Annotated in this window: 12 protein-coding genes and 1 tRNA gene; 6 read left to right on the forward strand and 7 right to left on the reverse strand. The window is 39.2% G+C overall.

Annotated elements, in window-relative coordinates:
• Window positions 1-21: 21 nt before the first annotated feature.
• From J8L98_RS05740 to J8L98_RS05755, 4 genes are all read left to right on the forward strand, one after another.
• On the forward strand, window positions 22-351 hold the full coding sequence (locus J8L98_RS05740; RefSeq protein WP_192508794.1) for a 5-carboxymethyl-2-hydroxymuconate Delta-isomerase: 330 nt from the start codon (window positions 22-24) through the stop codon (window positions 349-351).
• 57 nt (window positions 352-408) lie between these two features.
• Window positions 409-1119, forward strand: coding sequence for a pseudouridine synthase (locus tag J8L98_RS05745; protein ID WP_210995688.1), 711 nt, complete (start codon window positions 409-411; stop codon window positions 1117-1119).
• Between the two features lie 125 nt (window positions 1120-1244).
• Window positions 1245-2876 (forward strand): methyl-accepting chemotaxis protein, encoded by a 1632-nt coding sequence (locus tag J8L98_RS05750; protein WP_210995689.1) that lies wholly within the window; start codon window positions 1245-1247, stop codon window positions 2874-2876.
• A gap of 461 nt (window positions 2877-3337) precedes the next feature.
• Window positions 3338-3970, forward strand: a complete 633-nt coding sequence (locus tag J8L98_RS05755; RefSeq protein ID WP_192508797.1) for a hypothetical protein — start codon at window positions 3338-3340, stop codon at window positions 3968-3970.
• Between the two features lie 44 nt (window positions 3971-4014).
• On the opposite strand, the gene J8L98_RS05760 is transcribed toward J8L98_RS05755, so the two are convergent.
• From J8L98_RS05760 to J8L98_RS05775, 4 genes are all read right to left on the reverse strand, one after another.
• Window positions 4015-5190 carry a mandelate racemase/muconate lactonizing enzyme family protein gene (locus J8L98_RS05760; RefSeq protein WP_210995690.1) on the reverse strand — a complete coding sequence of 392 codons (1176 nt, stop codon included), beginning with the start codon at window positions 5188-5190 and terminating at the stop codon, window positions 4015-4017.
• A gap of 8 nt (window positions 5191-5198) precedes the next feature.
• The gene (locus tag J8L98_RS05765) at window positions 5199-5966 is read right to left on the reverse strand and encodes a class II aldolase/adducin family protein (protein ID WP_210995691.1); all 768 of its coding nucleotides are present in this window, start codon (window positions 5964-5966) and stop codon (window positions 5199-5201) included.
• A gap of 132 nt (window positions 5967-6098) precedes the next feature.
• Window positions 6099-6422, reverse strand: a complete 324-nt coding sequence (locus J8L98_RS05770; protein WP_192508800.1) for a c-type cytochrome — start codon at window positions 6420-6422, stop codon at window positions 6099-6101.
• A 204-nt stretch (window positions 6423-6626) separates the two neighbouring features.
• The gene (locus J8L98_RS05775) at window positions 6627-7166 is read right to left on the reverse strand and encodes a DUF2058 domain-containing protein (RefSeq protein ID WP_192508801.1); all 540 of its coding nucleotides are present in this window, start codon (window positions 7164-7166) and stop codon (window positions 6627-6629) included.
• A gap of 244 nt (window positions 7167-7410) precedes the next feature.
• On the opposite strand from J8L98_RS05775, the gene J8L98_RS25155 reads away from it, so the two are divergent.
• Window positions 7411-7974: an MFS transporter gene (locus tag J8L98_RS25155; protein WP_348771891.1), complete on the forward strand. Its 564-nt coding sequence runs from the start codon at window positions 7411-7413 to the stop codon at window positions 7972-7974.
• A gap of 549 nt (window positions 7975-8523) precedes the next feature.
• Here the strand turns inward: J8L98_RS25155 and J8L98_RS05785 are convergent.
• Window positions 8524-9024, reverse strand: coding sequence for a prolyl-tRNA synthetase associated domain-containing protein (locus J8L98_RS05785; RefSeq protein WP_210995692.1), 501 nt, complete (start codon window positions 9022-9024; stop codon window positions 8524-8526).
• Entirely contained in the window at window positions 9021-9413 is a 393-nt protein-coding gene (locus J8L98_RS05790; RefSeq protein ID WP_247682449.1) for a hypothetical protein, read from the reverse strand. Before J8L98_RS05790 ends, J8L98_RS05785 begins: the two co-directional genes overlap by 4 nt.
• A gap of 133 nt (window positions 9414-9546) precedes the next feature.
• On the opposite strand from J8L98_RS05790, the gene J8L98_RS05795 reads away from it, so the two are divergent.
• Window positions 9547-9622, forward strand: a tRNA-Ala gene (locus J8L98_RS05795).
• Window positions 9623-9674: 52 nt separating this feature from the next.
• On the opposite strand, the gene J8L98_RS05800 is transcribed toward J8L98_RS05795, so the two are convergent.
• Entirely contained in the window at window positions 9675-10922 is a 1248-nt protein-coding gene (locus J8L98_RS05800; RefSeq protein ID WP_210995693.1) for a glutamate-5-semialdehyde dehydrogenase, read from the reverse strand.
• Between the last annotated feature and the right edge of the window lie 297 nt (window positions 10923-11219).

An 11219-nucleotide genomic window follows, 5' to 3' on the forward strand; every position in this document is an offset into this window, starting at 1 on the left:
TAAACTACACAATAAGTCACCATGCCACACCTGATCATTGAACATTCTCATAACTTGCCCATTTGTGACAATGACCTATTAGAAAGTCTACATAATGCTGCTGCGTCAACGCTATTATTTGACCCGAGCATGATAAAGTCACGCTTGATTCAGTTTCAGCAATACAAACTTGGTAATGAAAAGTGCGGTTTTGTTCATGTGCAAGCGCATATCATGACTGGTCGAACTATCGAGCAAAAACAGCACCTCAGCGACACTTTATTTCAACAACTGCAAATACAGCTGACCGACAAATGGCAATTAAGTGTTCACATTTACGATTTAATACCACAAATATATCGAAAAAACTGAACTGAGTCGGTAGCTATCGTATAATAGAGTATTAGTTACATTTTCGAATGAGTTTATATGAAATTTCCATGTCGAATTGACAAGTTTGTCAGTCATCTAACCGAGCTTCCACGGACTAAAGTCAAAGCTGGTATCAAAAAAAATAAAGTCACCGTTAACGGCGAAATAATTACTAAGTTTGACTATTCCATCACTCAAGATGATGTCATTACTTGGCAAGGAGAGCAAATAAAGTACTTAGGAAAACGCTACTTTATGCTCAATAAACCCGCAGGTTATGTGTGTGCAAACAGTGACGAATTACATGCAACTGTGTTCGATTTATTACATGAAACAAACTTAAAAGATTTTCATGTTGCGGGTCGTCTCGATCTTGATACAACGGGACTTGTGTTACTAACAAATGACGGAGAATGGTCGCATCAGATTACGTCCCCAAAAAAACAAAAGTATAAAACCTACCTTGTTGAAACTAAAGAAGTAATAACCGAAGATTCATTACAACAGCTACGCCATGGCGTACAACTTCATAATGAAAAAATGCCAACATCACCAGCGTTGGTTGAACAACTTGCAAGTTATAGCTTACGCCTCTCTATTTATGAAGGTAAGTATCATCAAGTGAAAAGAATGTTAGCAGCTGTTGGCAATAAAGTTGTTGAATTACATAGAGAAAATATTGCAGGCATCGAGCTTGATTCAACACTCGAAGCGGGTGAGTACCGATTACTTTCAGAGCATGAAGTCAACATAATCAATGCAAGGTAACCGTATTTTTATGGGATTATGAGTAAATATCATCTCATTTTCCCCAAAAATGCGTTATATCTTACTTACATGATAACGATAAACATGATAGTTGTTAAAGCTAAGCATGTTTAAAGGGGTTTTTTGTGTTTTCATCATTTACTTTAAGAATTAAAATAATACTTTTCGCAGCGGCTTTTTTTCTCTCACTGTTATTGGTCGCAATTTTAGGCTTACAATCATTACGTCACGCAAGTGAAGCCGATAATATTGCCCGCATCAATCAACTAATGAAAAGCACCGTTAATATTGTTGAGCAATTTGAGCAATACGTTAAGCGCAACGAGTTATCAGAACCTCTCGCAAAAAAGCTCGCTATCGAAATGCTACGTAATAACAAATATCATGATTCAGAATATGTATATGTTGTTGACGAAAAACTGAATTTTATCGCAACGCCACATGATCCCCAATTACACGGCACAAGCTTTAATGACTTTAAAGACGCCAAAGGGCAAAGTATTGGAAAAATGGTTGAACGCCTTGTTGGCAGAAAAACCAATCAAATAATTACCTATCACTGGGATTCTGTACGCAATAATGAAACTGTTGACCTTACCTCTGTAGTACAAAAAACAACCGAGTTTGGCTGGTATATCGGTACCGGTATCAGTTATAAAGAAGTCGATGAAAGGTACTGGAATACCGCGCAATGGTTACTCACACTCTCACTCATCATTGCGGTAGTTTTGACATTTGCGTTAAGTAAATTCGGAATTGGCTTATCAAATAAGCTAGGCGGTGAACTAAATGATGTACTCACGATCGTCAATCAAGTCTCTAGGGGTAACCTTACATCACCTATCAATACGTTATCAGCGCATCGAGACAGTATGATTTCCGCGATGGATTATATGCAAAAAGGCTTACAAGGTGTCGTTGGGGGGATTGTTACTGTCAGTGATTCACTTAAAGTACAGAGCTTTGATGGTGAGAAACGCTCAGATGAACTAGAGCAGCTAACACAGAGCTTAAGCGAAGAAACACAAATGGTTGCATCTGCAATTACTGAGCTTACGGCATCGGCCCACACGGTAGTGGAACATGCTGAACAGGCTGCTCATTCTGTTCAAGAAGCTGAAAGTCAGGGACAAAATGCAGATAGATTGACATCAAATGCAGCCGAGGCAATTGAAGTGCTTGAGCAACAAATTGACAATGCCGGCAATAACATCCAATTACTAGATGAAGAAGTGAACAATATCGCCAATGTACTGAGTGTTATTCAGAGTATTGCTGAACAAACCAACTTACTTGCATTGAATGCTGCGATTGAAGCGGCCCGTGCTGGAGAACAAGGGCGAGGGTTTGCAGTCGTGGCAGATGAAGTGAGGCAACTTGCTCAAAGAACGCAAACGAGTACAGAAGAAATTCATACTATGATTGGTAAACTTCAAACAGCGACGCAAGATGCTAAGTCTTCAGTATCATTGAGTATTACCACTAGTGAGAAAACCGTAACTATGTCTAAAGAAGCCAGCGAAGAGTTACGTCGTGTTGCCAGCTCATTAGGTGCAATATCACAAATGAGTCATCAAATTGCCCATGCAGCTAAAGAGCAACTTGATGCAGGGGAGGACACTGCAAGACGGATCGTGACTATTTCTGATACCGCCTCGCAAACAGCAAACGTTTCTCAGCAAGCTCACCATGCAACAGATAGCATCAAAGAGCTAACGGCTAAATTAGAACAAGAAATGGATAAATTCAGTTATTAAACCGGCGCCCCCTAACCAACTACCGACAGAATAAAAGCACTGCTAACATTGTAGTGCTTTAGCTTATTAGAATAATTAAAAAAAAATCAAATGATTAAATACATATTTATTAATGCTCCTCAAAAAGATAGGCATTTCTAAAAAAGTTTAATTAATTCATTTTTATTTTTGTTTATTTAGTGTTAAATTCTTATAAGCTTGAAGGTCGTTGTTACACATTATTCATTTTAAAAATATCAATACTACCAGTAATTCTGATTGATTTAAGTATTTTGGGATTTTATGTAACTTAAAACCACCTTTTCGCGCTAAACTTTTTTAGAAGGAATACCGAAGATGAAAACACTATCAACAGATCTATGTAAAAAAGTCTGCGGCGCAAATATATGGGCTCCGGAGAAACCAATCGTAGCGCACAAACCAGTGAAATGTAACCTCGGTCAAAAACGTGGCTAAATACGATGAAATCTGAGAAAAGCTTGTACCGACTACTATTGATTTATGCAGTATCAATAGTTACTTTGTTTATCGTAAAGGACGACCCTGCTATTTTCACCTATTCACTGTTTGCACTGGGTGTATTGGCCTTATTTCTAGCTCTTAGAATTGGTGATGTTAACATTGCCACAATTATTGTTTTAGTCGCACTATCGCCATTGGCTGAACTCATTATTTTTGGCTTTGGACTAGTTGATTTAAGGTCATCGGATGGTGATCGCTTAATACAAAACAGCATTATTTTTGGTACCCACTTTGTGATTGATGTCATTGTCCTAGTACCTATGACTTATCGCGTTGAAATATCTAAAAAACTATTTCCAATAGCAAAAATTAAATACAACATTGCTGATAGCTTGTTACCGTGGGTACAACTTATTGGTATATTCGTCAGCGTTTTTGCATTAGTGGAAAATTATTTACGAAATGCAAAAGACTATGATATTGCTTTCTTCTTTTATTCTTTTTCGATATCCGGTTACATCGTGTATTCTTTCTCTGCTATTTTAATAACCATCTTGTTAGCAATGGCTTACAAAGACTATTATGGCTTTAAGACACCAACCCTACTATCAAGGTCGTCTAAGCGATTGTGATAAATAAAGGGCCTAACAGGCCCGTTATTTAAACTTTGCTATCGCTATTTAATTTCAACCCTTTGTGAACGCATGACGATTTCATCATTCAACTCAATACCAATTCCGGGTTCTTCTGATACTTTGAACATCCCTTTCTCAGGTTGTGGGTCTTGAATACACAGCTCTCTATTCCACTTTTTAATCGCATAGGTATGGTGCTCGTGAATTAAAAAGTTTGGAATCGCTGTTTCTAAATGTAGCGATGCAGCGGTCGCAACAGGCCCACCGCATACATGTGCTTGTACGCGAACATCAAAAATATCAGCATAATCACATACTTTTTTCGTTTCAGTAAAGCCACCACACAAGCCAACATCAGGCTGTAATACGTCAATACTTTGATCTTCAAAGTACGGCCGAACTCCCCAGCGATTATATAGACGTTCGCCACCAGCAATTGGCACAGCAACTTTATCAGCCACTTTTGCATGTAAAGAGTGGTTAAGATAATTAACTGGCTCTTCGTAGAACATACAATCAAATTCTTGTGCAATTTCCCCAATTTGAATCGCAGAGGTTGCACCTGGTAAACTATGACACTCAAATATTATGTCAACTTCATCACCAACAGCCTCACGTATTGCTTGCATACGCGCCCGATACAATTTCATCTCAGGACGTGAAATAAGCTTAGTACGGTCATAATACGTGTTACCCGCCTTGTCATACATAATTGGATCAACTTTAACCGCGTCATACCCTTGTGCGACTGCTTTTAAAGCAGCTTCAGCATACTCTTGAGGTTGCACAAGCGCCTTGAATTCATCATCCCAATCAAACTGTAGTTGTGATGCATAGGTACGTAGCTCTGGGTTTACCTTACCGCCCAATAGTTGGTATACAGGTAATTTCAATGCCTTACCTTTAATGTCCCATAGGGCGATATCAATTGCGCTCATCGCTGCATAAACGACAGGCCCTCCACCTAATCCCCAAAAACTCTCTCGAAGCATACGCGACCAGAGTAATTCAGTTTGAAATGGGTCATGACCGATCAGAAAAGCTTCAGCCATCTCTTTAATCATACTAGCGGCAGCACTATGCCCTAAATCATACGCGAGCCCTGCCTCCCCTACTCCTGAGATACCTTCGTCTGTATGAATACGAATAAAGACAGGGGTCCAAGCAGGTCGTTCTGGACAATAAATATCAAATACTTCGACGCGATTAACTTTCATGTAAACTCCTATTTAGCAAAGCCTGAGTCAAGACGATATGCCTTTCTTAACATAGCAGGCCAGGCTAATTGCCCTCCAGTACTGCCGCTATGTACTACGCTTGCTTGTTTATAAATATTGTCAATAATGGGCTGTGGTACTTGTACTGATTGCTGTCCAGTCGCTTGGATAGCCACTTGGATTTCACACGCTCGCTGTAAATCATAAAAACGCATAAACGCGTCTCCAACAGTGGGGCCAACCGTTAAACCACCATGATTGACGAGTAACATGTGGTTTGTTAACCCTAAATCATCTTGTAAGCGTTGCCTTTCATCATCATTCACTGCTAACCCTTCATAGCCATGATAAGACAATGAGGGAAGAGAAAACATTGAGTGCTGACTTAAGGGCAACAGTCCTTCTTCACAGCTTGCAACAGCTATCGTTTCTTTAGTATGCAAATGAATCACGCAATGTGCATCTTCACGAACTTCATGTATCGCACTGTGAATGGTAAATCCAGCGGGGTTTATTTCAAATGGCGAGTCATCAATAATATTACCCGATAAATCAACTTTCACTAGGTTAGACGCAGTGACCTCATCAAAGCTTAAACCAAAGGCATTAACAAGATAGTGATCTGTACCGGGTAATCTTGCTGACATATGCGTGTAGATTAGGTCTCCCCACCGCATGTGCTCAACCAGTCGATAACATGCAGCTAAGTCAATTCTCAACCGCCACTCTTGTTCAGTTACCTTACCTTTAAGATCAAGTTTTGGTAGCTCAAACATGTACGTTCCTTTTCGTTTAATAATACACCCATATATATAGATGTTTAGAAGTCTAAATGACTAGCGCCTTTTGTTCAATTAAAAATAAAAACCACCGACGTGCGGTGGTTTTTATTTTTTACTAATTAAGTGCTACTTAACTTTTGATAAATACTCTGCAATCGCGTCAATTTCTGCATCAGACACATTGGCTACCATGGCTTTCATAGCCATTGACATCCCGTTATTACGTTTGCCCGACTTGATGTCTTTCATTTGCGCAACTAAGTAGTCTTTATTTTGACCATTCAACTTTGGATACATCCCCATAATAGGTGCTTTCCCTTCTGCACCGTGACATGTTTGGCACATTTTCGCTGTATACAAAGCTGCACCGTCAGCTGCATTTACTCCCGCTGACCCCATTGTCAATATCGCGATACCAGCCCCTATAATCACTTGCTTCATCTTACTCATAACTTTACTCTTTTTATTAATAAACGGATAAATCTTTTATAGTGTAGACCAATAACTTTCACTACACATACGCACACATCAAGTTAAAAGGTCATCACAGCAGCATTCAATTACAGCCTTTTGTGTCTATCAAGAAAGGTTAAGGCCTAACAGCTCAGCATTAAAATATGTCGCTTTGAAACATAGATAAAGGGACTTAAAGCATTACCAGACTAAATCATCTGGAATTTCATAATCTGCATATGGGTCGTTTTCATCTGGCCCTTGACTATCATCTTCAACATGAAACACGATGTATTTCTCATCAACCTCTGCAACTTTTCTAGCAGGTTCATCTTGTAAAACAAAAAACTGCCCTTCTAAAACACAAATAGCCAAACGCCCTTTTGATAAAGCATTTTTAGTTGGCTCATCAACATCGAGTTCTTTTACTTTCTTGTTGTAAGTGAAGTTAAATGTGAGTTCACCACGGATTTTATCTTGATTATGATGCTCTAAGATTTGTTTTACCCGTGCAACTTGCTCACGCTCTTTAATTTCAGCTTTTCTCGCCTCATTTTGCTCTTCAGCTTTTTGCTGTTGTTCTAATTTTGTTTGCGCGATGTGTTTTTGTAAATCACTCGGGTCGCTGGTTGCCCCTTTCTTCTTTTTCTTTTGCGCTTTGCGCTTTTCAGACTTAGCCACTTTCGCTTTATGCTCTGATGTTAAACCTGCTTTCAAAAGCTGATCTTGTAATGACCCCATAATCCTATGCTCCATGAAAATATAATGCGCTATATTTTAACCTAGTTGATTTTTTTCACCAGACGCAAAATATAATTTTCTGCGGCTTATTTGCAATATTGGGCACAGCCAATAATTTAACAAGTTCAATGCCTGACACTATGATTTAGCGCAACTAATTGGTTACTATTTAATTTAAAGTTATCATAGCCACTCAATGCTTTTAGAGAGCACTTCCCCACCGACTTAATTGTTAGGTTTATGTATGCCCATATTATTGCTACTTTGCTGCTCAATCTTTACATTTTTTGTACTATACGCTCCCCAACCATTACTCATGGTGTTTGCCACACAGTTTGGGGTGAGTATTGCCAGCAGTGGCAGTTTAATGTCTATTACTATGCTCCCTTTGGCAATTGCCCCTATCTTTTATGGGCTATTATTTGTCCATCACAATGCTTTATACATACTGAAATATGCAATGTTGATGCTGGCAGCCACATGCATCATATTCGTTTACGTCCCAAATTTTAAGTTACTGCTACTGACACGATTTCTTCAGGGCCTAATTTTACCTGCTATTTTAACAGCACTGACAAGCTATATTGGTCAGCAGTATCAAGGTAAAGCGCTGCATAAAAATATGACTCGTTATATTGCCAGTACGATTATAGGAGGGTATTTCGGTCGGATGCTCGCAGCAAACTTTGCTAGTTTTTACAGTTGGGAAAGTTTTTATTATGTTATTGCCGCTGCTTTAACCATGCTCGCGATAACAATCAATGTACATCTTTTTGAAAAACACCCCCCCCCCTATTTCATCTCCTAAAGAGTACTTAAAACCACTCAAAGAACCGACTCTATTGAGGTTGTACTTAGCTGTCTTTTGTATGTTTTTCTGTTTCTCTGCATTACTAAATTACCTCCCATTTATACTTTCAACACAGTTCAATATTATAGATAGTCGGCTTATTGGTTGGATTTATAGCGGCTATTTTGTAGGTGCTATATTGTCACTTACTACTCCATTACTAAAACGCCACCTGTACAATAACTGGCTATTTCTAACTGTTATTTTTTCAGTATATAGTTGCTCAATTATCGTATTAGACACGACTAGCCTCAGCATTTTTGTCAGCGCTTTTACACTTTTCTGCGCGTGTATGTTTATGATCCATGCCACAGCGGCGCCATTAGCAAATGTATTGAGTACAGCGCCCGTTTCGGTAACCAACGGTGCGTATGTGTCGTTTTATTATACAGGAGGAGCGCTTGGTTCTTATTTCCCTGGGTTAGTCATAGAACATTTGGGGTATCACGCCTTTATAATCAATTTATTTGTTTTGTGCCTATGTGGTCTTCTTTTGATTCATAAAAACTATAAACAAGGAATATCAACCACTTTGGGGTAATGGCCTGTATGACGCCAAAATGTATACAAATCATATTGCTGTATCACCCATGTTTTATCATTTTCTAACGGGTGACATTGCCATTCTAATTCATTCAATAAACCACTGTCTAACCACAATTCTACTGAATTGTTAGTATCATTTACCAACGACAGAGCCGAGACACAACCCGGTTTAACACCTAGATATTTGTCTAACCTTTCTGGTGATGCTAACCCTAAGCGAGATAACTTCTGTTGGCTAGATAACGCTTTAAGATTGACTTTCAATTGTGCTCGAGTCAAACAGAGAATATGTTGCTTACCTCGATTATCACGTAAAAATAAGTTTTTTATCTGCACTCCTGAACGCTTAAGCCCTAACCTCTGTGCGTCAGTACAAGTAGGTAGCGGTTCATGCTCATAACTTTTGAATTCAATACTCAGTGTACTCAATAAGGCTTTTAACTTGACCTGTTCTTTATTCATGAACACGCACCACGTAATTGTACACTTCTATTTCGCCAAAATACCTGATGCACTTCGTACCCTTTCTGGCAATATTGCTGCATTTCAAGTTCAGCTTCTAGCAACGTCACGGCTTCTTCTTCAAGCGCTAACTTTAATGCTGGTGAGTCCTCTACTCGCTCATGCTCTGCGAAACGTTTTAACTCTCTACGCGTCATTGGTTTTTGGCTATTCACTTTCATCATGGGAGTTGCGGCAACAGTGACTATGAAAGCAAAGAGTTCATCACCTTGTTTAGATTTCTTAGTATGCAAAACTTGTTTTTCGATACTGTAACTTTCTTTTGGTGCACTACTACAACCCAACATTAATACAATGCAACTGAAAATAACAAAAAGATTTTTGGTCAAAATTATCTACTCCATTAACTGCTTATGGCAGTCTAACAAAGCTCAGGTAAAAAATATCAATTTTTTAATATTGAAATCGCTTGACTATTATAGAGAAACGCTATAAATTTCGCTTCGTCTTTTGACGGAATGTGGGGCTATAGCTCAGCTGGGAGAGCGCCTGCCTTGCACGCAGGAGGTCAGCAGTTCGATCCTGCTTAGCTCCACCACTTTCCGTTTAAATTTCACTATCAGCTAACTCCTTTTAGCTGCTATTCAGAATTACTCTCTTATTTGCCCTGTTCCTGTAACTAAAAACTTTTCAGTTGTTAATGATTCTAAACCCATTGGCCCGTACGCATGCAATTTTGTTGTGGCAATGCCAATTTCAGCACCTAGTCCAAGCTCTGCCCCATCGGAAAAACGAGATGACGCATTAACCATCACAACCGACGCATCGACACTTCTTTGGAACAATACTGCCGCGGTATTATCTTCAGTACAAATTACTTCTGTGTGATTGCTGCCAAACTGTGCTATATGTGCAATTGCACCAGCAAAGTCTGGGACAATACGAATGGCAACTTCTAAACTTAAATACTCTTGTCCAAATTCATCATCATTAATCACTACCGCCTGTTTAAAGTACTTTGCTGCTGACGCACCAGCATTCACTTTCACCTTTTTTTTCTCAAAAGCACTGGCAAGCATTGGCATAAACTGAGTGGCGATGGCTTCATGAACAATAATCGCTTCTAATGCGTTACATACACCTGTTCTTTGCGTCTTACCATTTATAGCCAAGCTCAATGCTATTTCTAAATCAGCAGCTTTATCAATGTATAAGTGACACACCCCTTTGAAGTGTTGAATAACAGGTACTGTACTATTTTCCGTCACAAAATTTATCAACCCCTCTCCACCTCTTGGGATGATCAAGTCTATCAGTCCTTTTTGTTGCATAAGCTCCATAAGCAAAGCTCGGTCTGGATCTGGGACAATCGAAATAAGGGCAGCAGGTAGTGCGTGTCGTACTAACACATTATGCATTACCGACGCAATTGCTTGAGAGCTGCTTAAAGCCTCTCTACCACCACGTAAAATAACGCCATTTCCAGATTTAAAGCACAGCGCACCCGCGTCAGCTGTCACATTAGGCCGAGCTTCATAAATCATACATATTACACCCAGCGGAACGCGCATTTTATTAATTTGAATACCATTTGGTCTGGTGCCAAATTCTCTTAAGCGCCCAACCGGATCTTCTAATTCGGCGATCGTTTCTATACCTTGCGCCATGCTTTCTATCCGCTCAGGAGTCAGGGTCAGTCTATCTATCATGGCATTCGGTAATTGATTATCTCTTGCTCGTGATAAATCAGCTTCATTAGCAAGTAAAATAGCAGCTTGCTCCTGTCGTAGACTTACTGCCATATCTAACAAGACTGTGTTCTTTTTCTCTGTACTTAATAATGCCAATTGCTTTGCTGCCGACGCAGCCCCTGCTGATAACTCCGTAATTAAGCTCATGATTATACTTTCTCTAATTTTGAATACGCTACATCCGATACTTATCAATTAACTGTAGCGGTTTATTATTTGTAATGAAGACCTTATGCACAAAAATAACGCCCAAATTAATAATGGCTTTGCACCAAAATTACGGACTATCTCCCCTAAAGCATAGGCCTGGCGACCAAATGACCTATAGTTATAACTTGGTTAACGGCTAAAATCACGAGAAACTATATCAAACTGATAAAAACTCATCTTAAAATCAGCTGTCCCTCTACGGCTTAGTCGCTATTTATAGTTAAACCTTCGTTT

It is taken from the genome of Pseudoalteromonas sp. MMG013, assembly GCF_018100885.1.
Taxonomy (GTDB): Bacteria; Pseudomonadota; Gammaproteobacteria; order Enterobacterales; family Alteromonadaceae; genus Pseudoalteromonas; species Pseudoalteromonas aurantia.

Coding starts and splice junctions, on each gene's coding strand:
- J8L98_RS05755 (WP_192508797.1), top strand. CDS start 3,338: ATGAAATCTGAGAAAAGCTTGTACCGACTACTATTGATTTATGCAGTA.
- J8L98_RS05775 (WP_192508801.1), bottom strand. CDS start 7,166: ATGGGGTCATTACAAGATCAGCTTTTGAAAGCAGGTTTAACATCAGAG.
- J8L98_RS25155 (WP_348771891.1), top strand. CDS start 7,411: ATGCCCATATTATTGCTACTTTGCTGCTCAATCTTTACATTTTTTGTA.
- J8L98_RS05765 (WP_210995691.1), bottom strand. CDS start 5,966: ATGTTTGAGCTACCAAAACTTGATCTTAAAGGTAAGGTAACTGAACAA.
- J8L98_RS05760 (WP_210995690.1), bottom strand. CDS start 5,190: ATGAAAGTTAATCGCGTCGAAGTATTTGATATTTATTGTCCAGAACGA.
- J8L98_RS05785 (WP_210995692.1), bottom strand. CDS start 9,024: ATGAATAAAGAACAGGTCAAGTTAAAAGCCTTATTGAGTACACTGAGT.
- J8L98_RS05770 (WP_192508800.1), bottom strand. CDS start 6,422: ATGAGTAAGATGAAGCAAGTGATTATAGGGGCTGGTATCGCGATATTG.
- J8L98_RS05745 (WP_210995688.1), top strand. CDS start 409: ATGAAATTTCCATGTCGAATTGACAAGTTTGTCAGTCATCTAACCGAG.
- J8L98_RS05740 (WP_192508794.1), top strand. CDS start 22: ATGCCACACCTGATCATTGAACATTCTCATAACTTGCCCATTTGTGAC.
- J8L98_RS05800 (WP_210995693.1), bottom strand. CDS start 10,922: ATGAGCTTAATTACGGAGTTATCAGCAGGGGCTGCGTCGGCAGCAAAG.